At 30.0% G+C, this 25,856-nt stretch carries 30 protein-coding genes; 12 read left to right on the top strand and 18 right to left on the bottom strand.

Going from position 1 to position 25,856, the window contains the following annotated elements; all coding sequences use genetic code 11:
* The 9 genes from WNY78_RS09905 to WNY78_RS09865 form a co-directional block, all read right to left on the bottom strand.
* Complete coding sequence (locus WNY78_RS09905; RefSeq protein WP_342873039.1) at positions 1-657, bottom strand: DUF1361 domain-containing protein; 657 nt, start codon at positions 655-657, stop codon at positions 1-3.
* Positions 645-1,028 carry a DUF2809 domain-containing protein gene (locus tag WNY78_RS09900; protein WP_342873038.1) on the bottom strand — a complete coding sequence of 128 codons (384 nt, stop codon included), beginning with the start codon at positions 1,026-1,028 and terminating at the stop codon, positions 645-647. Before WNY78_RS09900 ends, WNY78_RS09905 begins: the two co-directional genes overlap by 13 nt.
* Complete coding sequence (locus WNY78_RS09895; protein WP_342873037.1) at positions 1,025-1,654, bottom strand: ElyC/SanA/YdcF family protein; 630 nt, start codon at positions 1,652-1,654, stop codon at positions 1,025-1,027. Before WNY78_RS09895 ends, WNY78_RS09900 begins: the two co-directional genes overlap by 4 nt.
* Positions 1,655-1,659: 5 nt before the next feature.
* Positions 1,660-1,947: a hypothetical protein gene (locus tag WNY78_RS09890; protein ID WP_342873036.1), complete on the bottom strand. Its 288-nt coding sequence runs from the start codon at positions 1,945-1,947 to the stop codon at positions 1,660-1,662.
* On the bottom strand, positions 1,940-2,449 hold the full coding sequence (locus tag WNY78_RS09885; RefSeq protein WP_342873035.1) for a Coq4 family protein: 510 nt from the start codon (positions 2,447-2,449) through the stop codon (positions 1,940-1,942). The genes WNY78_RS09890 and WNY78_RS09885 overlap by 8 nt, the downstream gene beginning before the upstream one ends.
* On the bottom strand, positions 2,446-2,820 hold the full coding sequence (locus tag WNY78_RS09880) for a hypothetical protein (RefSeq protein WP_342873034.1): 375 nt from the start codon (positions 2,818-2,820) through the stop codon (positions 2,446-2,448). The genes WNY78_RS09885 and WNY78_RS09880 overlap by 4 nt, the downstream gene beginning before the upstream one ends.
* Positions 2,820-4,223, bottom strand: a complete 1,404-nt coding sequence (locus tag WNY78_RS09875; RefSeq protein ID WP_342873033.1) for a DUF4153 domain-containing protein — start codon at positions 4,221-4,223, stop codon at positions 2,820-2,822. Before WNY78_RS09875 ends, WNY78_RS09880 begins: the two co-directional genes overlap by 1 nt.
* 61 nt (positions 4,224-4,284) lie before the next feature.
* Entirely contained in the window at positions 4,285-4,581 is a 297-nt protein-coding gene (locus WNY78_RS09870) for a transcriptional regulator (protein WP_342873032.1), read from the bottom strand.
* 75 nt (positions 4,582-4,656) lie between these two features.
* On the bottom strand, positions 4,657-5,289 hold the full coding sequence (locus tag WNY78_RS09865) for a hypothetical protein (RefSeq protein WP_342873031.1): 633 nt from the start codon (positions 5,287-5,289) through the stop codon (positions 4,657-4,659).
* 91 nt (positions 5,290-5,380) lie between these two features.
* Here WNY78_RS09865 and WNY78_RS09860 point away from each other — a divergent pair, with 91 nt between their 5' ends.
* On the top strand, positions 5,381-5,740 hold the full coding sequence (locus tag WNY78_RS09860) for a DUF1801 domain-containing protein (protein WP_342873030.1): 360 nt from the start codon (positions 5,381-5,383) through the stop codon (positions 5,738-5,740).
* A gap of 139 nt (positions 5,741-5,879) precedes the next feature.
* Here WNY78_RS09860 and WNY78_RS09855 read toward each other — a convergent pair whose 3' ends face one another.
* From WNY78_RS09855 to WNY78_RS09840, 4 genes are read right to left on the bottom strand one after another with little or no spacing between them, the layout of a single operon-like run.
* Positions 5,880-6,353: a GNAT family N-acetyltransferase gene (locus tag WNY78_RS09855; RefSeq protein ID WP_342873029.1), complete on the bottom strand. Its 474-nt coding sequence runs from the start codon at positions 6,351-6,353 to the stop codon at positions 5,880-5,882.
* Positions 6,354-6,356: 3 nt separating this feature from the next.
* Positions 6,357-7,217 (bottom strand): hypothetical protein, encoded by an 861-nt coding sequence (locus WNY78_RS09850; RefSeq protein ID WP_342873028.1) that lies wholly within the window; start codon positions 7,215-7,217, stop codon positions 6,357-6,359.
* A gap of 52 nt (positions 7,218-7,269) precedes the next feature.
* Positions 7,270-8,094: a 3-deoxy-8-phosphooctulonate synthase gene (gene kdsA, locus WNY78_RS09845; RefSeq protein ID WP_342873027.1), complete on the bottom strand. Its 825-nt coding sequence runs from the start codon at positions 8,092-8,094 to the stop codon at positions 7,270-7,272.
* A gap of 49 nt (positions 8,095-8,143) precedes the next feature.
* The gene (locus WNY78_RS09840; protein WP_342873026.1) at positions 8,144-8,503 is read right to left on the bottom strand and encodes a hypothetical protein; all 360 of its coding nucleotides are present in this window, start codon (positions 8,501-8,503) and stop codon (positions 8,144-8,146) included.
* Positions 8,504-8,827: 324 nt separating this feature from the next.
* On the opposite strand from WNY78_RS09840, the gene typA reads away from it, so the two are divergent.
* The 4 genes from typA (at position 8,828) to WNY78_RS09820 (ending at position 13,772) form a co-directional block, all read left to right on the top strand.
* Entirely contained in the window at positions 8,828-10,627 is a 1,800-nt protein-coding gene (typA, locus tag WNY78_RS09835) for a translational GTPase TypA (protein ID WP_342873025.1), read from the top strand.
* 85 nt (positions 10,628-10,712) lie between these two features.
* Positions 10,713-10,928: a hypothetical protein gene (locus tag WNY78_RS09830; RefSeq protein ID WP_342873024.1), complete on the top strand. Its 216-nt coding sequence runs from the start codon at positions 10,713-10,715 to the stop codon at positions 10,926-10,928.
* Positions 10,912-12,291 carry a class I SAM-dependent methyltransferase gene (locus WNY78_RS09825; RefSeq protein ID WP_342873023.1) on the top strand — a complete coding sequence of 460 codons (1,380 nt, stop codon included), beginning with the start codon at positions 10,912-10,914 and terminating at the stop codon, positions 12,289-12,291. Before WNY78_RS09830 ends, WNY78_RS09825 begins: the two co-directional genes overlap by 17 nt.
* A gap of 2 nt (positions 12,292-12,293) precedes the next feature.
* The gene (locus tag WNY78_RS09820) at positions 12,294-13,772 is read left to right on the top strand and encodes a hypothetical protein (protein ID WP_342873022.1); all 1,479 of its coding nucleotides are present in this window, start codon (positions 12,294-12,296) and stop codon (positions 13,770-13,772) included.
* Between the two features lie 6 nt (positions 13,773-13,778).
* On the opposite strand, the gene WNY78_RS09815 is transcribed toward WNY78_RS09820, so the two are convergent.
* Positions 13,779-14,930, bottom strand: coding sequence for a glycosyltransferase (locus WNY78_RS09815; protein WP_342873021.1), 1,152 nt, complete (start codon positions 14,928-14,930; stop codon positions 13,779-13,781).
* Positions 14,914-16,221, bottom strand: a complete 1,308-nt coding sequence (locus tag WNY78_RS09810; RefSeq protein ID WP_342873020.1) for a hypothetical protein — start codon at positions 16,219-16,221, stop codon at positions 14,914-14,916. The genes WNY78_RS09815 and WNY78_RS09810 overlap by 17 nt, the downstream gene beginning before the upstream one ends.
* A 214-nt stretch (positions 16,222-16,435) precedes the next feature.
* Between WNY78_RS09810 and WNY78_RS09805 the strand changes: the two genes are divergently transcribed.
* The 5 genes from WNY78_RS09805 to WNY78_RS09785 are packed head-to-tail and all read left to right on the top strand — an operon-like array spanning position 16,436 to position 21,601.
* The gene (locus WNY78_RS09805) at positions 16,436-17,287 is read left to right on the top strand and encodes a FemAB family protein (protein ID WP_342873019.1); all 852 of its coding nucleotides are present in this window, start codon (positions 16,436-16,438) and stop codon (positions 17,285-17,287) included.
* Positions 17,280-18,407 (top strand): DegT/DnrJ/EryC1/StrS family aminotransferase, encoded by a 1,128-nt coding sequence (locus WNY78_RS09800; protein WP_342873018.1) that lies wholly within the window; start codon positions 17,280-17,282, stop codon positions 18,405-18,407. The genes WNY78_RS09805 and WNY78_RS09800 overlap by 8 nt, the downstream gene beginning before the upstream one ends.
* Positions 18,408-19,709 (top strand): O-antigen translocase, encoded by a 1,302-nt coding sequence (locus WNY78_RS09795; protein ID WP_342873017.1) that lies wholly within the window; start codon positions 18,408-18,410, stop codon positions 19,707-19,709.
* A gap of 22 nt (positions 19,710-19,731) precedes the next feature.
* Complete coding sequence (locus WNY78_RS09790) at positions 19,732-21,030, top strand: O-antigen translocase (protein WP_342873016.1); 1,299 nt, start codon at positions 19,732-19,734, stop codon at positions 21,028-21,030.
* A 4-nt stretch (positions 21,031-21,034) separates the two neighbouring features.
* On the top strand, positions 21,035-21,601 hold the full coding sequence (locus WNY78_RS09785) for an acyltransferase (protein ID WP_342873015.1): 567 nt from the start codon (positions 21,035-21,037) through the stop codon (positions 21,599-21,601).
* A gap of 1 nt (position 21,602) precedes the next feature.
* Here WNY78_RS09785 and WNY78_RS09780 read toward each other — a convergent pair whose 3' ends face one another.
* On the bottom strand, positions 21,603-22,742 hold the full coding sequence (locus tag WNY78_RS09780; protein ID WP_342873014.1) for a glycosyltransferase: 1,140 nt from the start codon (positions 22,740-22,742) through the stop codon (positions 21,603-21,605).
* 92 nt (positions 22,743-22,834) lie between these two features.
* On the opposite strand from WNY78_RS09780, the gene WNY78_RS09775 reads away from it, so the two are divergent.
* Together WNY78_RS09775 and WNY78_RS09770 are read left to right on the top strand one after the other, a co-directional pair.
* The gene (locus WNY78_RS09775) at positions 22,835-23,635 is read left to right on the top strand and encodes a glycosyltransferase family A protein (protein WP_342873013.1); all 801 of its coding nucleotides are present in this window, start codon (positions 22,835-22,837) and stop codon (positions 23,633-23,635) included.
* The gene (locus WNY78_RS09770; protein WP_342873012.1) at positions 23,625-24,020 is read left to right on the top strand and encodes an FdtA/QdtA family cupin domain-containing protein; all 396 of its coding nucleotides are present in this window, start codon (positions 23,625-23,627) and stop codon (positions 24,018-24,020) included. Before WNY78_RS09775 ends, WNY78_RS09770 begins: the two co-directional genes overlap by 11 nt.
* On the opposite strand, the gene WNY78_RS09765 is transcribed toward WNY78_RS09770, so the two are convergent.
* Positions 24,003-24,944: a glycosyltransferase family 2 protein gene (locus WNY78_RS09765; RefSeq protein WP_342873011.1), complete on the bottom strand. Its 942-nt coding sequence runs from the start codon at positions 24,942-24,944 to the stop codon at positions 24,003-24,005. The two genes, WNY78_RS09770 and WNY78_RS09765, sit on opposite strands and share 18 nt — an antisense overlap.
* On the bottom strand, positions 24,941-25,828 hold the full coding sequence (locus WNY78_RS09760) for a glycosyltransferase family 2 protein (protein WP_342873010.1): 888 nt from the start codon (positions 25,826-25,828) through the stop codon (positions 24,941-24,943). Before WNY78_RS09760 ends, WNY78_RS09765 begins: the two co-directional genes overlap by 4 nt.
* Positions 25,829-25,856: the final 28 nt, after the last annotated feature.

The raw sequence follows: 25,856 nt of genomic DNA, 5'->3' as shown, positions 1-25,856 counted from the left end.
TTAAATTTTAGAGTTAGAAAAAGCCTTAAGCATCCAATAAGAAATTGCCAGAAAGCTCCCGAAAGTTAGAGTAAATATCCAAGCTTCTATATTAGGTTGAAATATGATATTAAAAATGTCTGAGAAAATATTTAATGGATTATTAATGATTTCCCAAGAGTTATGTCTTAAAAAACGTCCAAGATAAATACCAAAAGCTGTGAGTCCAAAAATTGAGAGCATCAATGGCATGATCATATTAGGTTTTAAATATCGTTTTAGGAGTTTTTCCATATCTGATAACGATAAGAAAAACAATATCAAACCATTAAAAGCAAATGACATAATCACCAATATATCTAACCATAAAAAACTTTGGTCTGTTCTTGTAAGGTGCATTAAATCTGTCACTAGATATGGAGCGTTTGGGAGAAAGAGGAGCCAAATTCCGAAGAAAATAAACAACGATATTTTATTAATTTTTTTAGGGCTTGTTAATCCTGTTGTTATGGCAAAAGGGATGATGGCAAGAAATAAATTCCACACTAAAAATAATAAGTAAAATGATTGGTGTAATTTCATTCTAATCATTAATAATACTATGCTTAGTGCCATTGAAATGGTTAATAATGAGATGATTTTAAATCTATTGAATATTAATGTTTTTATAGTTTCCATGAGCTATTTGTTTTTATGTCGATTAAAAAAATGGTGATGATGCCTAAGCTATAAGCCATAAGATCAGAAATGCTAAAAGTGCTTCCTAAAATTATAACTGCAAGCTTGTGTTCTCTAAGATTTAAATAATCTAAAAGATTAAAGAGTTGTAAAAACTCAACGCCAAAAGCAAAAATTAAAACGGCAAAAGCTACATAAATAGGTTTGACTTTTATAAAACTTCTAATAGCGCAATACAATAAAATGACCGACAAATAATCACCAAAGGTGTGTCTAATAAAACCTGTGGTTAAAAATGCTGCTATGCAAATTTCTGTAGATAATAGCAGCATGCTGGAGGCAAAAAAGGATTTGTTGAATTTGAAGGTCATTTGATTTCTATTTTATCGCCTAAAAATTTAGGTTCTACATTAAACAATACATCTATTGATGCTTTTGCTCTTGCGAGATATTCTCGAAGTTGTACTCTTAGTCCGTAACGACCAGACACATCTTTCGCATTAAAAGCTACTGCTTTCATGTCATTGTGAGTTGCTAAATAAATGGCACGTTCGTTATGAAATTGTTGTGATATGATTGTAATTGAACTCTGTCCAAAAATTTCTTTGGCTCTTATAACAGAGTCTAAAGTTCTAAATCCTGCGTAGTCTAAAAAGATGTTTTCTTCAGGAATTCCTTTTGCGATGAGGTCGTCTTTAAAGGTAGTAGGTTCGTCATAATTTGTGCTTCCGTTGTCACCACTTATGAGCACAAATTCTATTTTTTTGGCGTTGTAAAGTGCTACGGTTGCATCAATACGATATTTGTAATACAAGTTGATATTTCCGTTGGAAAGAAATTTAGCAGTCCCTAAAAGGAGTCCGACTTTATTCTCCGGAATATCATCAACCGACTCATAGATGAAGTCTTCTGCCTGAGAACTCACCATTGTATTAGTGATCATCAATCCAAATAAAATGAAAATGGCAAGAAGTAATAAGATTTTAAGTTTTTTCATACGTGTTAATCAATGAGTTTTATGACAATTAGAAAATATAGATAGGCAATTGGTATATTTATTAAAAGCACACCAATGGCTTTGACTGTTTTAATTTTATCGCTTTTAAATATTAAAACGATAAGTAGTAATACTACAGCAATTATATTGACAATAACAGAAAAATACACATAATAGTATCCCAATAATGTGATTTCAAACATATCTGTAAAACAAAGTTGAAGTATCAAAAAAATGGTGCCAATAACAAAAAATAATGTTGCTAACCAAAAGGCTGTTTTTAGTCTATCCATTAGTATTAAAAATTAAAGTGTTATACTGTTTCTTCGGAAATATCATAACTCTAAAATCGTCAATATTTACATGTAATAATTGCTTGTAATCAAAATGGTGAAAGGGATTAGCGTGTTTGCCAATATTATATGAAAGGTTGTAGTAATTGAGGTAATCTGGTAAAATTATAATACCTAAAATCATTGCTCCATAGAGATACAAGCTTCGTTTTCCGTTACCAAAACATAAACATTGTAATGCAATCTCATCTTCCACTTTTGTACCATAACCAGTTAAAGTGTGGTAGGCATCATGACGTTCTACTTTTGGTATGAGTTCAAATCCGTTTTTGTTTAAAAAATTCCCTAAATGATTCCCAAAAGAATGTGTAGGATAGGTGAGTAGCTCTTTGCGTGAGATTCCCCAAGATTCATGTTTTTTAAACAGTGTTGTGTATATGCTTTGAGAGTGTTCAAAAATCCATTCTATCAATTGTTTTCTATGTGTTCTAAATAATTTCATGTGTTAGTTTCTTTTGCGAACCAAACCCAAGATTGATTCGTGGTTATAAATGCGGACATGCAAAACGCAGAAAAATAGAGGTCAAAATCTGATACAAAAATCCCATAACAACACAACCCAAACGCAATGCATGTGTAATACGGAAAACACATTTTAAACACTTGAACTTTAGTATATGTGTTATTTTTAGCAGACCAATAAAACGGACAAATACTACCAACTATGACTATGGAAACACATAGAAATATTGGGATATAGGACAGCATTACAAATGGCATTGCTTCCAAATTAATTTCTTTACTCCCAATAATGATCCAAAAAATTACAAAGGCTAATACACTAGATTTTGCGAGGTTTGCTGGTATATTCATTAGTCTTGTGTTTTATCAAATTTGTCTGAATTGGTTAGCATTTCATAATTCCATTCTTGCCAATCTCGTTGAGATAAATCCATCATGTGATTACGATATTTAGTTTCAATTCTTTTTTTATTTGTTTCAGAGATCTCTAAATCATCTTTTAAATCATGAAGAATAATTGCGTTTCTATCGGTTAAATTGATGAGGTAATTAACGTCAAAGGATTTTGATGTTGTGAGATTGAATTTGGTAATAGTAGCATCCCAATTTATTGTGCTGCATATTAGAAGTACAACAAAAGCTATTTGTGTATTTCTTCGGAATAAAAAAGCTAGATTTTTAATTTTCAAGACTTTTAAAAATGTGGTGATAAGGCCAACAAGCGTTAGAAAAATATAGATGTGAACTCCAATACGCTTATAGGTGAGACCAAATGAAGTAATGTACATTTGATTCTTAATTGCAATTAAAACGATAAGAATGATGTTGAGTAGAATCCATGAAAAAGCGATGTTTTTGAGTAGTTTATTTTCAGCATAAAAATTAAGATTCCCTCTAAAAAAGTACAAAATAATACCAATTGCGATGATGATAGAAGCAATAAGTGTGTTGATTCCGCTATGTACATGATTTGATAATTCAGACGCTTTTGTTGTTTCAATAGAAGCGAGTGACACTACATCTGTGATAATATAAAACACCAATAGCACATTTAAAAAGCTAAGTAATGTGGTGCCTAATTGCTTTTCTTTTTTTAGTTGCTCTACAGAAAAAGTATCAGATTGTTGTAAGTCGTTTTCGGTTTCTAAATCTCTTGAAGTTGCAGGTTCTACATAAACAGGTTTTAAAATATTGCTAAATAAATAATAGCCTAAAACTGTAAATAAAACCCATTGAATATTAATGAAATCAAAGTTGATTTTTGAAACTAAATTATTGAAAATTGGGTTTCCATTTTTATACAGGAGAATAAATACAATCACAAAAACTAATGGAATACCTATAAGTTTTGCCCAATGCGTAAAGTCTATATCTTTTTTCCAATCTACTTTTTGTACATCTTCTTTGACCTCAAAATTTCTATGAAAAAAGCCAGCAACAGTTGTGTAAACACCATTAAACCATTGCACATATATTGAAGTAGAACTTTGTGAGACCGTACCAACCAATGTGAAGAATGCTGCGCAATTTGCAATTACAGCTAAACTAGAATGATTGACAAATACAAAAATGGCACTTAATACATATGCAAAAGTGTGCAATAGAATTGTTTTATTCTTAAAGGTCTCATAATTATTGATGACTAGAAAAACTATAGTTATCAAAGAGAATATGCTTAGGTTTAACCCAATGCTTCTATCATAAAATAGAATACTAAAAAGTAAGGATGCGATAATAATTGCGATTTGTTTCATGAGTGTTGATTATTAAGTTGTAAAGTACTTTGTATTTCAAAGTAGATATATAAAAAAAAGTCTATTGTCCTTTATGTATTAATTTTTCTAGTGCTTCTATATGTTTTTTGAATTCTAATTTCCCCAGTTTTGACGCAGCATAGCGCGTATTTGGTTTTCTGCCAATAAACTGTTTCTCAACAGTAATATATGCTTCTTTTTCAAGCGCTTTTGTATGACTTGCTAGATTACCATCTGTTGCTCCTAATAATTCTTTTAACATGTTGAAATCGGCATATTCATTTACCATAAGTATAGACATAATGCCTAGTCTTATTCGATGATCAAATGCTTTATTTATGTTGTTTATGATGCTCAAATTTCAGTGTTCAGTGTTTAGTATTCAATATTCAGTGTTTCGTAAAGTTAGTTAAATCTTAAGCTGATCTTAGTTTTACTTGTTAACTCTATCATATTTAAAATGCATAATCGTTCCGTAGAAAATATGACAAACACCAAAACCAAATGCCCAAAATACGAGTCCGTAACCTAAAAAGTAAGTGGATATTAAACCAATAACTATCATTGTTAACCCTAAAGATCTTACATAACCTAAGGTATACTTACTTGCATTAATCAAGGCTAAGCCATAAAAAATCATTGTTAAAGGCGCAACGTATGCATAACCACCTTTTTCCATTAAGATTAGAATAAATAAACCACCTGTTACTAACGGAATAGCAAAATTAATCAATAAACGTTTTGAGGTCGAGTCCCAAAGACTTTCATTCTGTTTTTTAGCTTTAGAAAAACTTAAAACGACACCAGTTATCATAGCCATAACTACAACAGAAAAAGCAATTATAAAAATTTGAATTAAGCGATTTTCGGTTAATATCAAAGTACGATAACCGTCAATTGAAATAATATTATTGGCATAAATAATACGATAACCTAAATATGCACCAATGAGTGCATAAATGCCAGCAAGGATTCCTGAGAGTCCACTAATAGACAAAAACCGTGACGATTTATGCATCATGGATTTGATGTCACTTATATCCTGTAAATAGTTTTTTGATTCCATTGTAAAGTACTTTGAAATACAAAGTAAATAAAATTAGTTGAATAAATCATTATAAATTTTTGTTAATTTTGAAAGTACTCAATTAAATATTATGAAACCAGCAGAAGAATATATACTTAAACAGCCTGAGCCATTCAAATCCATACTGCTGCATTTACAAATTCTAATTGAGCATACATTTCCTGAGTCTCATTTAGAATATAAGTGGAAATTACCTTGTTATTATATTGGTAAGCGACCAATATGTTATTTAAATCAAAGTAAAGATTACGTAGATGTTGGTTTTTGGCATTCGGCACATCTGACAAAATACACAGAGCATATGGTTTCTGAAAACAGAAAAGTTGTCAAATCTATGCGTTACAAAACCTTAGAAGATATTGATGACGAATTGTTTATCAATATTCTAAAAGAAGTAGAGAAGCATAAAAATAAGTCGTTTCTAAAATAGGTCTCAGTCTCAGTTTTCAGAAATTATATCATAGTTTTACTATTTCCGAAGAATTATGGAAGAGATGGACCACAAGAGTCAGCCATGCGACTTTTCGAGAAAAATAATTATGAGTAAGTTCAACTCAACAAAAAAACATCTAAAGTTCCTTAGAGAAAATAGAATACGCAAAACCTTTATTTTTATAAGATTTCTTTTGTTTTTTGATTTGTTCAAAGTAATGGGAATCAAAAAAATCAACCGAAGTTATACTAGAATCTGCATTTATGACTTCATAGCCATCTGCCATGATTTGAGATTCTACAATACGTAATAATTTAGATCCTATTGTTCGTCTTTGGTAATTTTTGTGAACGTAGAGTCCATCTAAATGGCAACCTTTAGTCACATGAGCAAACCCAACGATTTCATTTTTGTACTCTGCAACTATAAAATAGAGATTATTGATGCGTTCTTCCCAAATAGCTGTGTCTTCTGCTCCAGATGACCAAATTTCTATTTGTTTTTCAGAGTAATCTCTACTATTTATAGCACGAACCGTATCTCTAAAAATGGAAGTGATTTCTGGTAAATCGTCTAATGTTGCTTCTCTAATTTCTATATCTTTTATCATAAATTATAGTCTAAAAATTCCGCCCAATGAAATGACACGTTGTAAAAATAAAAAATGTTGAGAGGCTTTTTCGTTGGTATTACTTGTTGTTCTAATATCATTCATATTGATGTATCCACCTCTTAAATCTGTTTGGATATAAAAATGTTTAAAAAATGTAAAATTAAGTCCAACATTTAATGAAACACCATAACCTGCCAAATGAAACTCGTCATAACGTTCTTTTTGTAATAGTGTTGTATTTGTTTTTGGGTATATAATTCCTCCACCTAAACCTTCGGTAATATTTAATTGGAAAACATCTGTATTTTGAATATTAAAAAGCTTAGAAATATCATCTACTCTAGAAAATTCTAGATACACATAATTTAAACCGTTAGTATGTTCAAATATTACAAAATCTTCTGAAACAAAAGTAGCTTCATTGTTATAATTACCATTAAACTGACTTCCTTCTTCTGTATCTGGTAAATTTATATAACCATCAATAACCTTAGTTTGGTTGTCAACCATCACATATTTCATATGATCAACATTTAATGACAACGTATAATGATCAGAAATATAATACCCAAGTCTAAAGTTAGTTTGAGGTATTGTCATTCTTGTTGGATTCACATAGTCAATATGCCAACCTTTAGGTTTGTCTACTGCAGATGCATCCTGAATTATAAAATCATAATTTTCACCCTGAAATCTAATATCAGACTTTGAGAACGATTCTCGATTTCCTCCCCAACTTACAAAAAACTTGCCTTTATTAGTTGATGTATATTTTTTTTCATCTAGGTCTTGAGCATCAATAGAATTGATTGTTAAGCTTGTGATAAGTAGGATTAATAACTTAGTTGATGTTATTTTCATTAAATAATCTATGTGTTAGGATATTGATTGAGTCGTAATAAAAAGAAAGAACTTATTTATTAAAAGAATTTATAGTCTTTCTAATCGCAACCAAATTAGATAACAAGTGCTCTAGATTATCAAGATGTAACATGTTTGCACCATCGCTTTTAGCATTAGCAGGATCAAAATGTGTTTCAATAAATAAACCATCTACATTATTTACTATACCAGCTCTTGCAATAGTTTCTATCATATCTGGTCGTCCTCCTGTAACTCCAACGCTTTGGTTGGGTTGTTGTAAAGAATGTGTGACGTCTAAAACAGTTGGAGCATATTCACGCATGGTTGGTATGCCTCTAAAATCTACAATCATATCTTGGTAGCCAAACATAGTACCTCGATCTGTAATCCAAGCTTTATCGCTACCAGAATCTTTTACTTTTTGAACCGCATGTTTCATCGCTTCCGGACTCATAAACTGTCCTTTTTTTAAGTTGACCACTTTACCAGTTTTTGCAGCTGCAACAACGAGATCGGTTTGACGGACTAAAAAAGCAGGAATTTGAAGTACATCAACGTACTCTGCAGCTTTTTCAGCATCAGAAACCTCATGAATATCAGTGACTGTTGGGATATCAAATGTTTGTGATACTTTTTGAAGAATTTTAAGCGCTTTTTCATCACCTATACCTGTAAAACTATCAATTTTACTTCGGTTAGCTTTTTTAAAACTTCCTTTAAATATATAAGGAATTTCTAAAGCATTAGTAATCGTAACTACTTTTTCAGCAATACGCAAAGCCATATCTTCACTCTCAATGGCACAAGGTCCACAAAGTAAAAAGAAGTTGTTTGAATTGGTGTGCTTAAGTTTAGGTACGTATGATAATTGCATGTGCTTAAAGTTTTCAAATTTCAGCAGCAAAGATACAAATCATAGAGTATTAAAAGCTTCTCTTAAGACTATTTCTAATCATCCATAAAGCCATCACGAAATTTGCGACCACAAATATGCCACCATAAACCATAAACTGTTTGGCTTGATTAGACACGCTAATGATGTTTAAAGCATCAGAAAGGTATGCTAAAATCAAATACGATGATAAGCACACAAAGGTGATACCTAATGAGAAATTGAGTTTTTTGTTAGGCTTAATTATTTGCCATAAAAACGGAATTCCAAATAAGAGTATAGGGTAGGCTGTTAATCCGTTACTTTGGTTAACATCTGTGAACCATAACGCTATTACCGCTAAAAAATAGAGGTAAGGCACAAATTTTGAATATTTACTAATTGTTTCCATCTGTTGTGGGTTTCAGATGTAAATTGCCCAAAAATGGTTGGTTTTCAGGAGGCTATTTACTATTAATCAAAATGATAACGAAATATAACACTACAAATTATATTGATAAGCTAGTATAACATTTTATTAACTTATACTTCGGAAATTTTAACACTTCAAGACTATAGCTTCAAAATGTTTAATTGTCAATTGATTAGCCTAAAAGTAAGAGGTTTCTTCACCTTCCGAAGAACTAATAAAAATGACTATTTTAATAATTTTATAAGATTAATAATTTATACAGAAATTAACGTACCTTTGCACGCTTAAAACAAGGCATCTATTATGGCTAATATTAAAAACATTGCAATTATTGCACACGTTGATCACGGTAAAACAACATTGGTTGACAAAATCATGTATCACTGTCAACTATTTAGAGAGAACCAGAACACTGGTGATTTAATTCTTGATAACAATGATCTTGAGCGTGAAAGAGGAATTACAATTACATCTAAAAATGTATCTGTAATTTATAAAGACACAAAAATTAATATCATTGATACACCAGGTCACGCCGATTTTGGAGGTGAAGTAGAGCGTGTATTAAATATGGCAGATGGTGTTTTATTATTAGTAGATGCGTTTGAAGGACCTATGCCTCAAACACGTTTTGTTTTACAAAAAGCTATCGATTTAGGTTTAAAGCCTTGTGTAGTTATCAATAAAGTTGATAAAGAAAATTGTACACCTGAAGAAGTTCATGAAAAGGTATTTGACCTCATGTTTGAACTAGGAGCAGAAGAGTGGCAATTAGATTTCCCTACAGTGTATGGTTCTGCAAAGAACAACTGGATGAGTGATGATTGGAAAAATGAAACAGAAAATATCGAGCCACTTTTAGATATGGTTATCGAGCATATTCCTGCACCAAAAATTCCAGAAGGTAATACTCAAATGTTGATTACATCTTTAGATTTCTCTTCATTCACAGGTCGTATTGCTATTGGACGTTTAACTCGTGGAGAGTTAAAAACAGGACAAAATATCTCTTTAGTAAAACGAGATAAAAGTATAGTTAAATCAAAAATTAAAGAACTTCATATATTTGAAGGTCTTGGTCGTTTAAAGGTTGATAGTGTACAAACTGGAGATATTTGCGCCATAGTTGGATTAGAAGGATTTGAAATTGGTGATACGGTTGCCGATTGGGAAGCTCCTGAAGGTTTAAAAACGATTAATATTGATGAGCCAACAATGAGTATGTTGTTTACCATTAATGATTCACCTTTCTTTGGACAAGATGGAAAATATGTAACATCTCGTCATATTAAAGATCGTTTAGCTAAAGAATTAGAAAAAAACTTAGCGCTTAAAGTAGAAGATACGGATAGTGCAGATAAATTTATGGTTTTTGGACGTGGTGTATTACACTTATCTGTTTTAATTGAAACGATGCGTCGTGAAGGTTATGAATTACAAATTGGACAACCACAAGTAATCATTAAAGAAATTGATGGTGTTAAATGTGAGCCAATTGAAGAAATGACCATTGATTTACCAGAAACAGTGTCTGGTAAGGCTATTGAAATGGTGACGATGCGTAAAGGAGAAATGTTAAGTATGGTTGCTAAAGGTGATCGTATGGTTTGTGAATTTATGGTGCCTTCTAGAGGTATTATTGGTTTACGTAACCAATTATTAACAGCAACTCAAGGTGAAGCTATCATGGCTCACCGTTTTAAAGAGTACCAACCATTAAGAGGTGGTATTCCTGAACGTCAAAACGGTTCTTTAGTTTCTATGGAAAAAGGTCAAGCAATTCCTTACTCAATTGATAAATTACAAGATAGAGGTAAGTTTTTCGTTGATCCAGGTGAAGATATTTATGAAGGTCAGGTTATTGGAGAGAATTCTCGTGGTGATGATATGGCTGTGAATATTACTAAAACTAAAAAGATGAGTAATGTTCGTTCTTCTGGAGCAGATGATAAAGCTAAGATTGTACCTGCAATCAAGTTTTCATTAGAAGAAGCGTTAGAATACATCCAAAAAGATGAGTATGTTGAAGTAACTCCTAATTTTTTAAGGTTACGTAAAATTCATCTTACTGAGGTTGAACGTAAACGTAATAAGAATAAATAAGGCTTATTATTATAATTTAATACAATACAAAAAAGGAATCCTTATAAGGGTTCTTTTTTTGTTTTATATTTACAAAAATTCACAAATGACACATTTACTTTATTTTGATCCAGGTTTAGGAGCAATGATTATTCAGGCTATTGTTGCAGCAGTTGCAGGTGTGTTACTCTTTTCTAAAAACTTGTTGTATAAGATAAAATTGTTTTTAGGAATTTCTAAACCTAATGATGATGTATTTGATGACATTGATGTGAAAGATTCTGATATTGAAAGCAAATCAAATAGTGACAACCAACAATAGACATTCTTCATCATTTAGAGATCCATCAGGTTTTATATTCACAGATCGAGGTGTCATAAAACGTTCTATTTCTCCGCTTTATTTTGAACAATATAATGCCTTAAAATCATCAAATTTTTTTAAGAAATTGCATAATGCAGGTTTGTTGATTTCTCATGAAGAATTATCTGTTTCTAGTGAAGAAATTATAATCCAACCAGAGCAAATCTCATTCATGAATTACCCTTATGAATGGAGTTTTAACCAATATAAGGAAGCTGCTTTATTAACTTTAAAAATTCAGAAATTTGCTTTAGAGAATGGCTTTTCATTAAAAGATGCATCTGCATTTAATGTGACTTTTCATAAAGGTAAAATGGTGTTTATTGATACATTATCATTTGATTTTTATAAGGAGAATTCGCCATGGAGAGCTTACAAACAATTTATATCTCATTTTTTTGGACCATTATTATTAGCAAAATATAACGGATTAGAATCCTTAAAATTAATGAATAGCTTCATTGATGGTGTGCCAATAAAAATGGTGTCATCTATGTTGCCTTTAAAAACTAAATTGAATCCTTTTTTGTATTCAAATATTCATTTGTTGGCTAAATTTGAAGAGAAACATAATGAAGATTATAAAGGCGTCTCTAAAGAAAGTAATTTATCAAAAAAAGCACAATTAAATATTATTAAAGGGCTTTACGATTTTATAAAAAAAATGTCATTGAAAACCTCTAGTGAATGGGGAAATTATTATGACAAAACTAATTATGCTAATGATGCTTTTGATCAAAAAGCTACAATTATTGATGGATGGATTACCCAATTAGAGGCTAAAACAGTTATAGATGTTGGAGGTAATGATGGTACTTTTGTTAGAAAAATAAAACATCAGTTGCATGAAGCATTGGTTTGTGATATTGATTACAATGCTGTTGATGCTAATCATAACTATGTAAAGACGCATAAAGAAACCTATATGTTGCCTTTTGTTTTTGATGTTTTAAATCCATCAGCAAATATTGGATTTAATAATAAGGAAAGAGATTCATTTTTAAAAAGAATAAAAGCTTACGCACCAGATGTAACTATGGCTTTAGCTGTGATTCATCATATGACGTTAAGTGGAAATATTCCTTTTGAGATGTCTGCGGAATTTTTCTCAAGCTTCTCAAAACACCTTATTATAGAATTTCCGAAGAGAAATGACTCTTGGGTACAACGTTTATTAAATACAAAGGGTGAATTCAAAGCCCATTTTGATTTCTATAACATTGAAAATTTTGAGTCTAGTTATTCTAAATATTTCACTTTAGTAGAAAAAGTTGCGATTGATAATTCTGAGCGTGTGATGTATATCTATAAATCATTATAATTTTGAGAAAAGCTGTAATTGATTTTTTAAATAATAAAAAAGATTATGTCATTTTAACTGGATTAGCTGCTGGTATTTATCCTTTTTTACACTATTTAAATTCTCGCTTTTTTATATTAAATTCAACAAGGCATATCTTATTTTTTAGTACTCTATTTTTGGTCATACCTATTGTACTTGCTTATTTATTTTACTTTCTCTCGAGAAAGGTTGTTCAATTACATAAATACAGCAAATTTGTGCTTCCTTTTGTTAATATTAGCATGTTTTCTGTACTGATTATATTGATTACTCTTGGTACTAAAAAGAAACTCATTGTTTTAGCAATAATGGTTTCTGTGATTCTTGCACTATTGCTATACAAATATTTAAAGAAGATTATCGTGTTTCAGTTGATTCTGGCATTCATGTCACTAATAATCCTGATAACAAAATATTATCACTCAGCTAATGAATCTCATGATTGGATGGGACAATCTGATGATATAAACACTGTGATTTTTAAGAAAAAACCAAATATATATGTCATTCAGCCAGATGGTTATGCGAATTTTTCGGAATTAAAAAAAGGACATTATAAATTTGATAACTCTGAATTTGAATCATTTTTGGTTGGGGAGAATTTTAAGCTTTACAATGATTTTAGAAGTAATTATGTGCCTACCGTATATTCTAATAGCTCTATTTTTGGAATGAAACATCATTACTATAAAACTCAATCTAATAAAGAAAATGAAACCTATAATTTTAGACAGGATATCGTAGGTGAAAATCCAGTTTTAGATATATTAAAAGCCAACAACTACAAGAGTCACTTATTTTTACAAGAGCCTTATTTTATATTGGGAGGAATAGATTTAGGCTATGATTATTGTAATATTAATGCTAACGAAGTGTCTTATTTTTCTAATGGATTTGACATGGATAAAAATATTAAGCAAGAATTTGAAAGCCATATTGTCAATAATAAATCATCCAATAACTTTTACTTTATAGAAAAAATTAAACCTTGGCATATAAGTAATAATAAACGTCAAAGCCTAGGTAAAGATAAAGAGCGAGAAGCATATCTAAATCGTTTAGTTGAAGTTAATACTTGGCTGATAGATATGGTTACCATTATAAATAAAAATGATCCAAACAGTTTAATTGTAATTATTGCAGATCATGGCGGTTTTGTGGGTTATGATTATGAGTTAGAATCTAGAACTAAAAGTTTAGATAGAGATTTAGTTCATTCTGTGTTTACATCTGCTTTAGCTATTAAATGGCCAGATAATGATAATCCTAATTATGATAATCGTTTAAAGTCTTCAGTTAATTTATTTCGAATACTATTCTCCTACCTTAGTAATAATGATAGCTATTTGCAAAATCTTCAAGAAGATAAAAGTTACTTGATTATTGAAGAAGGTGCGCCAAATGGAGTATATGAAGTTATTGACGATGCAGGTGAAGTTGTTTTTAAAAGTTATAAGTAATTAATGCTATTTTTTTAATCCTAGAATACTAAAAAATAGACTAAATAAAATCACTTGTATCCCTAAAAGCATTGTGAATATCGCTGGTATAATAGTCCGTAATGTATTTGAAGGATTCAAATTTCCGAAGTTAGCTGCATTCCAATCTGAAAACCCTTTTACGCTTAAAATAATACCTATTAAAACCAATAGAAATCCAAAAACAAGTCCTTTTTCTAAAGTGATATGTTTGAATAAGTTTTGATAGCGATTACTTTTTGGAAGTAATTCATTTTCAACAGCAAAAACCTTTGTTAAAGCATAAAAAACAAAAAACTGAAAGCCAATTAAAATCATACTAGCTGTGTATAATAAAGTGTGAACATCTAGTGTAATATTCCCAACAGAAATTGGTTTAATGATAAGTGCTATTGATGTTATAGCACCAATAATCATGAGTAATAAACTTGGGTATAAAAATAACCATTTTGGACTATAGAGTGTTAAGAATCTAAGATGTCTCCATCCATCTGGCCAGGTGTTTAAATGTGGAGGTCTTGTTCTACCATCTTTGTGCAAGATTGTTGGAACTTCTGTAATAGATAGATTATTAAGTTTTGATTTGACGATCATTTCTGAAGCAAACTCCATTCCGGTAGTCTTTAATTTCATTTTATTGTAGGCTTCTTTTGAGAATCCTCTGAGACCACAATGAAAATCTCCAATTTTAATTTTGAAAAATAAGCGTCCAATAAATGATAAAACCGGGTTTCCTAAATATCGATGTATAAAAGGCATAGCTCCTTTTTTAATACCACCTTTAAAACGGTTTCCCATGACAAGATCAAAACCTTCTCTAAGTTTTTCTAAAAAGGGCATTAATTGTTCAAAATCGTAGCTATCATCTGCATCTGCCATGATGATGTATTTTCCTTGAGCAGCTTTAATACCTCCTTTGAGCGCATTTCCATAGCCTTTTTCGTTTACATGAATTACAGTTGCGTTGAGTTCTTTTGCTATTGAGATAGAGTTATCTGTACTGCCATTATCTGCAATAATAATTTCTCCGGAAACAGTATGTGAACTCAAGAAGCCTTGAGCTTTAGAAATGCAAATAGCTAGAGTTTCCTCTTCGTTTAAGCAAGGCATTACAATAGAAAGCTCAATTTTTGACTCCATTCTTGATTAGTTTTGTAAAGATGATCACAAAGATGAAAAATATAAGTACATAATTGTAAAAAAGATATCTCATTATTGAATGACTCGCAAAAGCTACTAACATTGCATTTGATAATGTCAATGCAGAACAGATGAATAAGAGCAAGTAAGTTTTGTTTTGAAATAGTACTTTAACAAAACTGAATAGAAAAATAAAAACAATAAAAATAAGTAATATAGATGAATAGAAACCATGAGATATATTTGCAAAATATAGCTTAATCCATGAGTTAAAATTATTAGTGATAAGGGTAAATGTTAAGGTTTTGCAGGATTTTTCAATATTATAAAATGCTTGAGCATCTGCAGTTTCAATAGTGTTAGTCTTAGTTAATTCATCGAAGTAATATGTTTTTCCTAAACTGTGTATTGTTCTATTACAAATTAGTGGTATGTTTTTATGAAAAAAGCTGTAATACTCAGTATATGAATTTAGATCGTTTTGTGAGGACATTAATAACTGTTCATTTTCTAGTTTTTGATAACAGTTTTTAAAAATGATTTTGTCATCTTCATCCTTAATATGTTGCGAATCATTTTGGTTTGACACATAAAATGCAGCCGTTGATGCGTTAACAAATCCAAAAGGTGTGGTCATAAAAATACCATCTTTTAATTTATGATATGTAGATTCTGCTAAAACAAGAACTGCAGGCATACAGATTAATAATAACAATTTAAAAATCTTAGATGCTTTTAAAAGTTGTGGTTTTTTTTCTATAAAATAGGCAAATGCAAAAATGAGAGGTGTGATAATAAATTGACCTCTTGTAAGTGCAAGTAGGATATAGAAAATAAGAGCAATTGCTAAATTTTTATAAGTATCATTTTTTATAAAGTTCAAAGATGATGCTATAAAAAAGAGATACAAAGCATAGCTAATACCTTCTGGGCAAATGTTATTTGCAACATAAAGCGGGTTAAAAAACGGGAATATCAATATCACCATTAATAATACTTTGCTAATTGTACTTAAATTGAAAATTTGTACTATTTTTTTAAAGAAAAAATTAACAGCGAAAAGACCAAAAGCACCTTGAAAAACGAGGACGCTCATGTCAAAAAAGCTAGAAAATAGAAATTTAAAAAATTTTAAAAAGAGTACATAACCAGGATGACGATATGGTAAAGCATTTAAATAACTTCTGGTATCTGGAGAATAAATGGCTTCGTTAGTAATAACAAATAAGAAGACCAACAGGTAAACAACTCTTAAAATAGTATTTTCTTTAAAAATGGATTTTAATTTCAAGAGCTTGTTTTATAGTTTTTCAAATATAAAAGATTTGAATCAAACAGATTCTAAGATTTAAAAATATTGTATTTTGTGCCTATTCAAAGTTAAAATTGCACGATCAAAGTTGAATGAGTTTAAAGTTATAAAATACAATCAAAGTCAACGTCTAGTTTGGAACACCTTTGTTTCAAATTCCAAAAGTGCTACGTTTTTATTTCATCGTGATTTTATGGAGTATCACCAAGATCGTTTTGACGATTACTCATTAATGATTTTTAAAGAAGAACAATTACTTGCTGTTTTTCCTGCAAACATTTCAGAAGCTATTGTTTTTTCACATCAAGGATTAACTTATGGTGGTTTAGTGTTTAAAAATGAGTTAAATACAAAAATTTTAGTTGAGGTATATGAAACTTTAGTAGCTTTTTTAAAAGCAGAAAACATAAAATCCATAGTTGTTAAACCTTTATTGGATTTTTATAATTTTCAAAGAACTAAATCGGTTGGATTTTGGCAAACACAGGATAATAGTGCTGTAATTAAGCGTAATATAGTATTGGCTATAGATTTTAATTCAGAGTACAAAATTCATAAAACAAAACTAAAACGTTACAAGAAATTAGAGAAAAATGGCTTTACAATTAAAGAAGGCAAACTAGAGTTTGAAAAATTTTGGAATACTATTTTAGTAAAGCGTTTAAAGGAAAAACACAACTCAAAACCTATTCATGATTTATCAGAGATTCAATATTTGCATGATAGGTTTGAGTCTGAGATTTGTCAGTATAATATTTACAACGATGAAAACCTTTTAGCAGGAATTACCATATTCAAAAAAGGTTTAGTGGTGAAATCTCAATATGGCATGGCTTCAGTTGAGGGTGAGCAATCAAACGCTTTGGATATGCTTTTTGTATATTTAATTCATAAATTTAGAGATGAAGGAATGCACTATTTTTCAATGGGTACCGTTAATGATGACTCAAAGTTAGGGTTTAGTAAAGGGATGTTAAAACAAAAACAAGAATTAGGTTGTAGCACCTATTTTCAGGATATTATTAAGGTAGAACTCAATGATTAAATTTTTAGACTTAAATAAAATTAATTCAAAATACGAAGACGAATTTTCTTCACGGTTTAAAGCGTTTTTAAAATCAGGATATTACATAAAAGGATCTGAGGTTACCCGATTTGAACAAAGTTTCGCTACATATTGTGGTACAAAGCATTGTATAGGAGTCGCTAATGGTCTTGATGCCTTAACCCTTATTTTTAAAGGCTATATAGAACTAGGTAAATTAAATCCTGGTGACGAAGTGATGGTGCCAGCAAATACCTACATAGCTACAATATTATCAATCCTGAATTCTGGACTTAAACCCATTTTTATAGAACCAGATAATGAGACTTTTAATATGTCGCCTACGGAAATTCAAAAACACATAAAACCATCTGTTAAAGCCATTTTAGTCGTTCATTTATACGGACAATTAGCCAGCATGTCTGAAATTAACACCATAGCAAAAAACAATAATCTCCTTGTTATTGAAGATGCAGCCCAAGCTCATGGAGCTGTATCCAATTCCAATACTTTGACTGCACTCAGTACAAGCGATAAAAAAGCAGGACATTTATCACATGCTGCAGGATTTAGTTTTTATCCAACTAAAAACCTAGGCGCTTTAGGAGATGCAGGAGCAGTTACCACTGATGATGATGAACTAGCAGCATGTATTAAATTGTTACACAACTACGGTAGCTCAAAAAAATATATCAATGAAAAAATTGGTACTAATAGTAGGTTAGATGAGTTACAAGCATCATTTTTAAATGTAAAACTAAAAGACTTAGATCGAGACAATGAAAAGCGTCGTGATATTGCAAAACAGTATCTAAAAGGGATAAATAATCCAAAAATTAAGCTTCCGTTTTATGACGGTTCTCATAATCATGTGTTTCATGTGTTTGTAATTAGAGTAGAAGATAGGTCTCATTTTACGAACTATTTAGATCAAAGCGACATTGGTTACCTAATTCATTATCCTATTGCACCACACCAACAAAAAGCCTTATTAGCTTATAAATCTTTATATTTGCCTATTACAGAAGCTATTCATGATACAGTGGTTAGTATTCCATTGAGTCCTGTTATGACAGCTGTAGAGATTGAAACAGTTATTAATGCCCTAAACCTTTATTAATTGAAAAACTTAATTAAGTACATTAATTCTAATGTATTATATAAAGTTGCACATCTAAACTCAGCAACTATAGTTACTAAGATTATTGCAGGTATTTTAACCTCTAAGGCAATCGCTGTTTTTATTGGTGTTGAAGGTATGGCTCTAATTGGTAACCTTAGAAATTTTTTGAGTGCCATACAATCTATTTCAATACTTGGGTTTTATAATGGAGTTGTAAAGACTATTGCTAAATTTAAAAACGATAGTGTTAATTTAAGTAAAACCTTATCTACTGCCTATTACTTATGTTTTTTTTCCACGATTTTAGTCTCATTTTTCTGTTATTATAATGCGCAATACATCAACGATTTTTTGTTTACTTCTTTTTATGATTTTGCTTATGTGATAAAAATCATGGCTTTAGCATTGCCGTTTTATTCATTAAATATGATGAGTTTTTCTATAATGAATGGTTTTTCTAATTATAAAATGTTGCTCATTGTTAATATAATTGGTCAAATTTTAGGCCTATTAGTCACCTTGCTTTTAATTTATAAAAATCATATTGATGGTGCATTAATCGCTGCTGTTGTTGCACCTTCTTTAATATTTTTAATCACCTTGGTTGGTATTATAAATAGAAGGAACTTAATGACCTATATTAAGGCAGAACATATCAGTTTTGATATTTTAAAATCATTTGGACCCTATGCTGCAATGGCGTTGGTAACAGCAATTGCTTTGCCTTTGATTTCTATTTGTATTCGTAATTATATTATTTCTGAAATTGGAATTCAAGAAGCTGGTTATTGGGAAGCAATGAATAGGATTTCTAGTTATTACTTAATGTTTATTACATCAATAATTACACTCTACATTGTGCCAAAATTTAGTAAGATCCATAGTAAAACCGAATTTAAAAAAGAGATTTTAGGGTTTTATAAATCTGTAATGCCAATATTTGGTGTAGGTTTAATAGTGCTTTATTTTTTAAAGCCTTTGGTTGTACCACTTATCTTTTCCGAAGAATTTAAACCTGTAGAGAATTTATTTTTCTGGCAGCTTTTAGGTGATTTTGTGAAGGTCTTAACACTTGTTATTTCTTACCAATTTTTAGCTAAAAAAATGTTTGCTCATTTTATCATAATTGAAGTGTTTTTAGTGGTAATGCTTTATTTTTCTAGCATCTATCTCATTGATGAGTTTGGTGTTGAAGGTGCTGTTATGGGACATTTTTTAAGTTATGTCATGCATTATGGCATTGTGTTACTTATTTTTGGAACATCGCTGTTTGGGATCATCCCAGAAGAAATAGATTAGTTTTATAAAATATTAGTCTTAAATGAAACATAAATTTAGATATGCTATTGGTAATAATTTATTATTTAGAATAGCTTCATTAAATTCATTATCTGTTTTATTAAGAGTGCTTTTGGGTTTTATTACTTCTAAACTTATAGCATTATTTATAGGTCCTTCTGGTCTTGCTATTATAGGGAATTTTCGTGATTTTTTTAATTTTAGTCAGGCATTTTCTACACTAGGTTTTAATAATGGTACTGTAAAATACGTTGCAGAATTTAAGAATAATTCCAAGAAATTAACTGAAACCTTATCTACTGTTTTTTATTTAACCCTAATAGCTGTTGTTATTTTTGCGATATTAATTTTTATAAATGCTAATTACATTTCCAATTTAATTTTCTTGAATAATGACTATTCATATATAATTAAATATTCAGCTTTTATTCTGCCAATTTATGCGTTAAAGGCTATTTTAATATCTGTTTTAAATGGGCTTTCAAAATTTAAAAAAGTAATTGTAATAACCATTATTACTCAGGTTGTAGTTATTTTTGTCAATGCATTTCTTATTTGGCAATATCAACTTCAAGGTGCATTAATTAGTATTATCACAGTAGAAGTAATTTCGTTTTTAATAATTGTTTTTTATGCTAAAAATTATTTTAATTATTTTAAATTAATTTCACTTAACAAGGTAAAAATAGATCATTTAAAAAACCTAAGTGCATTTTCATTAATGGCTTTATTTTCAGCAATTACTTTACCTTTAATTGCGGTAATCATTAGGAATTATATTATTGATGAGATTGGAGCTCCAGAGGCTGGATTCTGGGTAGCTATTCAACGAATTTCAAGTTATTATTTAATGTTTGTGACAACATTAACAACACTTTATATATTACCACGTTTCTCTCAATTAAATACTGCAGAAGCTTTTAGGAAAGAAGTGTTTGATTTTTATAAAACAATAGTGCCTATTTTTATTTTTGGATCTATCGTTATATATCTCTTGCGATATTATATTATAAAAATTGTTTTTTCTGACGAATTTGAACCAGTAACAGATTTGTTTTTTTGGCAACAATTTGGCGATCTTTTTAAAGTTCTCTCTATTGTGATTTCTTATCAGTTTTTAGCTAAAAAAATGGTTAAACATTATATTATTGTAGAATCGCTGGCTATTTTAACTATATACATGTCTAGTATATTTTTTATTGATAATTTTGGTCTGGAAGGTGTAGTGATTGCTCATTTTGTTTCCTATTTAATCCACTTTATTATTTTGTTATTTATCTTTAGAAAATCTTTATTTAGTAAAGCACTTAAATTTCTGTAAAACAATGATGAAATCAATTATTTCAAATCTTTTTTTAAGATTTAGAAAATTAAAATATAAAAGCTTTTCTAATAACAATAATGTGGATGGTGATTATCGAGCGTTACAGCCTGTCGTAGTTCGCGGACAAGGACAAATTAACTTAGGTGAAAACGTTAAGTTTGGGGTTGTTAACTCGCCTTTTTTTTATAACACTTATACTTATCTAGAAGCTAGAAACAAGGATTCAAAAATAGAGATTGGAAATAATGTTAATTGTAATAATGGACTTTCAATAACTTCAGAAAAATCAATTATTATCAAAAATAATGTACTTATTGGTTATAATTGCCAAATTAGTGATAGCAATTTTCATAACCTAGATTACAATAAACGCAAAGAAACCGATCCAGATCCTAGAGCTGTGATTATAAAGGAAAATGTTTTTATTGGTAATAATGTGACTATTTTGAAGGGTGTTGAGATTGGAGAGAACTCTGTAGTTGCAGCTGGCTCAATTGTTACTAAAAAGTTTCCTTCTAATGTTATTATTGGAGGAGTACCTGCGACAATTATCAAAGAGATCAATTAGATTATTTCTCCCAAGCTTCTAGATATTTTTTTGTTATCATTACTAAATCATGTTCTTTTTCAATAAAATCTCGAGCATTTTTTGAGATAACTTCAATTTGCTCAGGATTATTAATTAACCATTCTAGGTTTTCAACTATAGAATTCACATTTGGTTCTGCATTTATGGCTACTGTATTTTTTTCTAGTTTATAATACTCTAACCATTCCTGTTCTGCTCCTGTAAATACAACCTTTCCCTTTGCCATAGCTTCCAAAGCATTATAACCTTGATCATAGCCATACGCTTGATCTAATAAAATATGGCAATTATCATAATATTTTATGTATTCATTATAAGGTATGCTGTGAGTCGTAATAATCTCGACTCTATCTGGATATTTACGCTCTATTATTTTTAGTGCTTCAGTAAAATAATGGTTTCCTTTTTTAACTACTGCAGAGGTATTGATACCATGAAAGATTTTAATTTTTCCTGTAATTTCTTTGATTGGGATAAATTTAATTTTCTTTGTGTTTATTGCATTTGGAATAAGACCTAAGTATTTTTCATGTCCCAATAACGGTAAATGATAATCCATATCTGTTGCAATCACTCCATTGCTGTGTTCATAAATAAAATGATGTAAATCTGTGAATTCAGGATTTAAATACTGTAGCTGAAATTTATATAACTCATAAAGCGACTTATCTTCCAAATACGGACTCATAATACTATATCTAAACTTGCCTTCCATCATAAAGGTCATGCATTGATAATCTATACCACAAGACAATAAAAACAGTTTTTTATTGTGTTTCAATAATCGTTTTATAAAACGTTTTTCATAGGCGGCTTGTATGACTAAAGGTGATTCGTTAATAAGCTGAACGACATCAAACCCTTTCATTTTTTTTAAACTAAAAAGTGCTTTTAAATACACTTCTAGAGAGCCTAAATCAATAGATGTAAGTTTGTAAAAAGCAACTTTAATTTTTTTTAGAAAAGGGGAGTGAAAAGAATGATCTAAGAATATGTCAACAGGATACTTTTTAAAGCCATCACCATTGCCAACAATCACAACCTCATGACCAAGTTCGATTAGACCTTCTTTTAAAGAGTTATGGAGTCTACTATATTCGCCAACCAACAATATTCGCATAAAAAATATTACTTTTAAGCAAAAATAAGAATTCCCGTAACATAGCAATTGTTTATCCAATGTCATTACATGTTGAAATTTTAATATCTACTATGTTTAAAGAAGATTTAGACTTCTTAGAGCCTATATTTCAACATAATTCTATTGATGATTTTGATATTATTATAGTTAATCAAACCACTGATGATAAACAACTAATATCTATTAATCCTAAAATTAAGGTTATAAATTCTTTAGAGCGTGGCTCTCCAGCTAGCAGAAATTTGGCAATTAAAAATGCTACAAAAGATATTTGCTTAATGTCTGATGATGATATTGTGTATCAACCTAATTTGTTGCAGACTATTAAAAAGGCATATAGAGATTATCCTAAAGCAACATTGATTTCATTTGAAGCCATTGATGAACATGGTAAATTGTATACCAATTATTATCCTGAAGGTAAGCATAACAAGGAAACTCTTAAAAAGATTTACACTTGGGTCATCACTTTTAGAAGGTCTGTGTTTAAAGAGCATGACATTTATTTTAATCATTATTTTGGTGTTGGGTCTGTATTTAAAGGAGTTACAGAATACGTTTTTTTAAGAAATGCTTATGATAAAGGTTTATCAATGCAACATATATCTAAAACAATTGTAATGCATCCAGATGAAAGCTCAGGACGTAAAATGGGAGGCGACAATGCTATTTATGCTAGAGCTGCAATGCATCAGCGATTTTATGGTAATTTGAGTTATCTTTGGCTTGTAAAGTATATATTTTTTCTTTTAAGACATCGTTTTATTGCTATTAAAGATATTAGTGAAAAATTTTCTATCGGAATAAAAGGAATCAATAAGTATAAAGAATTAAAGACACAAGGCAAAATAGACCAGTTGCATGATTATTAATATAATTGACATCCCAAAAATTTCAGATCCACGAGGTAATCTCGCAGTTATAGAAAAAGACTGTATACCTTATGCAGTAAAAAGAGTATATTATTTATATGATGTTCCCAGTGATGCCTATCGTGGAGGACATTCACATAATGAACAACTAGAATTTTTAATAGCACTTAGCGGAAGTTTTGAAGTTGTACTCGACGATGGTAAAACCAAGCAACGTGTCATGCTTAATAAACCCAATAAAGGATTGCTTATTCCTAAAGGAATTTGGAGAGAACTCGATAATTTTTCTTCTGGAGCAGTATGTTTGGTGTTAGCTTCTGATGAATTTGATGAATCAGATTATATAAGAGATTATAAGCAATACCTTCTATCTAAAAAGGCGTAAGTTGATATGAAATGTCCTAAGTAAATTTCTAAAATTTAAAATACTCTTAATAACAAATTTAGGGCAGTTATAGATTTGTTTTTGAAACAAACTTAAATTCTTAGGCTCAATAGTGTTATATACCGATTTAGATTTAGTGGTTTCATTTTCTAATTTATATTGTATTGCAATTGCATATCGATTTAAATCCAAATAGGTTTTTAATCTTGCATTTTTGGACTCTTCATTGCTAAATGAATTTAAATCCATGTGTCGTCTAGCACTAAATAAGCTATTAGTTAGTTTGTGATGAGCATTTAAGTTATGTGTAACACTAACGCTGTTATCAAATGCAGTTGGATATTGTAAAGCAATTCTAATCCATGCATCTGTGTCTTCTCCAGAATTATAATCTTCATTAAAATAACCAACACTTTCAAAAATAGATTTGTGAATAGCAACACTTGAGCTGGAGGCTAAACTGTTTATGACACTATGGTAAAAATAATCGTTAATGAGGCCATCCCATTTTTTGTTCTTCGGAATATCTTTGTATTGAGAATCAATAATCGTTTGTCCTTTTATTTTATTGTAAGCCTTACAATATAAGCCACAATTAGGATAAGATTCAATTAGAGATTTTAAATCGTGTAAATGTTGAGGTTTCCAAATATCATCTCCATCTAAAAAGGCAATATACTGTGCTGAAGCATTTTTTATCCCAAAATTTCTAGCATGAGAAACGCCCTTGTTTTCTGTTGTATAGATTCTAATTCGTTTATCGCTAAATTTTTCTACTTGATTCAAACTATTATCTGTAGAACCATCATTAATGATTATAACTTCAAAATCAGCAAATGTTTGAGCTAAAACACTAGATATCGTATCAGTGATTTCTTGTTCTTTGTTATAAAGCGGAATGACGACCGAAAAAAAAGGATTCATGAGTTTAAATCTTGATAACAAATGTAACTCAATTTATAAAACTGTAGTAAACGTATGTTAGGCTTGCTACTGAGAAGATTCTTTTTGAAACGGTTTTTAAAAGATTTGTAAATAAACGAGAATAGATAATTAAGCCTTAACTTTTTTAATGTTTTATAAGTGTTATAAAGTGAGTTGTCTGTTTGTAAATCCTTTTTTGAGTCCAAATTTAAAAGTGTATTAACAGATTGCTCAATTTTATGTAGATAAGTCTCATTAGGTTCAAAACCTAAATGATACACTTCATTATCAATATGATGTACCTTAAGCTGGTTACTTTTTAATAAGGCTCCAAAGACGTTGTCATAACCATATCCTCTTTGAGTTATTTGTGAGTTAAGTTCTAAGAAAACCGTTTTTTTAATCATAAAATTAGCCGAAATCACAATTTTATATGGTGTTTTGTTTCTTACTGAAGCTAAAACTTGTTCGTTAGATGATCCATACGTCCAACGTAACATGTAATCATCTTTTGGTTTTTGTGACTTGTATGCAAAGCCACCATATATAGCATCAAATTTAGAAGGTAATAAGGATGTGTAGTTTGAAATAAAGTGATCTAATTTTGGCATCACATCTGCATCCAAAAATAAAAGCCATTCGTAAGTTGCTTGTTCTGCCAAAGCTTGCCTTGTAGCTACTCTTCCTAAGTTTTCATTTGATAATTTATATGACGTGTTTTGGAGTTGATCAATTTCCGAATTAATAATACGTATACTTTTTTCAGAATAATCGTCAAGACATAAAATTTCAAACTCAATTTGACTAGACATTAATTGCTCATGAAGTACATTCACAAGCGCTCTAATATCATAATTATAAACAGGAATAAGTACTGATAGCATATAGACATCTAATTTCCCAAAAATACAC

The sequence above is a fragment of the Psychroserpens sp. AS72 genome, from assembly GCF_038900375.1.
Lineage (GTDB): Bacteria > Bacteroidota > Bacteroidia > Flavobacteriales > Flavobacteriaceae > Psychroserpens.
Note: the sequence above shows the minus strand (reverse complement) of the source record. Positions and strands in the feature narration are given on the sequence as shown.

Bases quoted from the DNA above. Each gene is read 5' to 3' on its own strand.
- WNY78_RS09905 (WP_342873039.1), bottom strand. From the start codon at position 657: ATGGAAACTATAAAAACATTAATATTCAATAGATTTAAAATCATCTCA.
- WNY78_RS09900 (WP_342873038.1), bottom strand. From the start codon at position 1,028: ATGACCTTCAAATTCAACAAATCCTTTTTTGCCTCCAGCATGCTGCTA.
- WNY78_RS09895 (WP_342873037.1), bottom strand. From the start codon at position 1,654: ATGAAAAAACTTAAAATCTTATTACTTCTTGCCATTTTCATTTTATTT.
- WNY78_RS09890 (WP_342873036.1), bottom strand. From the start codon at position 1,947: ATGGATAGACTAAAAACAGCCTTTTGGTTAGCAACATTATTTTTTGTT.
- WNY78_RS09885 (WP_342873035.1), bottom strand. From the start codon at position 2,449: ATGAAATTATTTAGAACACATAGAAAACAATTGATAGAATGGATTTTT.
- WNY78_RS09880 (WP_342873034.1), bottom strand. From the start codon at position 2,820: ATGAATATACCAGCAAACCTCGCAAAATCTAGTGTATTAGCCTTTGTA.
- WNY78_RS09875 (WP_342873033.1), bottom strand. From the start codon at position 4,223: ATGAAACAAATCGCAATTATTATCGCATCCTTACTTTTTAGTATTCTA.
- WNY78_RS09865 (WP_342873031.1), bottom strand. From the start codon at position 5,289: ATGGAATCAAAAAACTATTTACAGGATATAAGTGACATCAAATCCATG.
- WNY78_RS09860 (WP_342873030.1), top strand. From the start codon at position 5,381: ATGAAACCAGCAGAAGAATATATACTTAAACAGCCTGAGCCATTCAAA.
- WNY78_RS09855 (WP_342873029.1), bottom strand. From the start codon at position 6,353: ATGATAAAAGATATAGAAATTAGAGAAGCAACATTAGACGATTTACCA.
- WNY78_RS09850 (WP_342873028.1), bottom strand. From the start codon at position 7,217: ATGAAAATAACATCAACTAAGTTATTAATCCTACTTATCACAAGCTTA.
- kdsA (WP_342873027.1), bottom strand. From the start codon at position 8,094: ATGCAATTATCATACGTACCTAAACTTAAGCACACCAATTCAAACAAC.
- WNY78_RS09840 (WP_342873026.1), bottom strand. From the start codon at position 8,503: ATGGAAACAATTAGTAAATATTCAAAATTTGTGCCTTACCTCTATTTT.
- typA (WP_342873025.1), top strand. From the start codon at position 8,828: ATGGCTAATATTAAAAACATTGCAATTATTGCACACGTTGATCACGGT.
- WNY78_RS09830 (WP_342873024.1), top strand. From the start codon at position 10,713: ATGACACATTTACTTTATTTTGATCCAGGTTTAGGAGCAATGATTATT.
- WNY78_RS09815 (WP_342873021.1), bottom strand. From the start codon at position 14,930: ATGGAGTCAAAAATTGAGCTTTCTATTGTAATGCCTTGCTTAAACGAA.
- WNY78_RS09805 (WP_342873019.1), top strand. From the start codon at position 16,436: ATGGAGTATCACCAAGATCGTTTTGACGATTACTCATTAATGATTTTT.
- WNY78_RS09800 (WP_342873018.1), top strand. From the start codon at position 17,280: ATGATTAAATTTTTAGACTTAAATAAAATTAATTCAAAATACGAAGAC.
- WNY78_RS09790 (WP_342873016.1), top strand. From the start codon at position 19,732: ATGAAACATAAATTTAGATATGCTATTGGTAATAATTTATTATTTAGA.
- WNY78_RS09785 (WP_342873015.1), top strand. From the start codon at position 21,035: ATGATGAAATCAATTATTTCAAATCTTTTTTTAAGATTTAGAAAATTA.
- WNY78_RS09780 (WP_342873014.1), bottom strand. From the start codon at position 22,742: ATGCGAATATTGTTGGTTGGCGAATATAGTAGACTCCATAACTCTTTA.
- WNY78_RS09775 (WP_342873013.1), top strand. From the start codon at position 22,835: ATGTTTAAAGAAGATTTAGACTTCTTAGAGCCTATATTTCAACATAAT.
- WNY78_RS09770 (WP_342873012.1), top strand. From the start codon at position 23,625: ATGATTATTAATATAATTGACATCCCAAAAATTTCAGATCCACGAGGT.
- WNY78_RS09765 (WP_342873011.1), bottom strand. From the start codon at position 24,944: ATGAATCCTTTTTTTTCGGTCGTCATTCCGCTTTATAACAAAGAACAA.
- WNY78_RS09760 (WP_342873010.1), bottom strand. From the start codon at position 25,828: ATGCTATCAGTACTTATTCCTGTTTATAATTATGATATTAGAGCGCTT.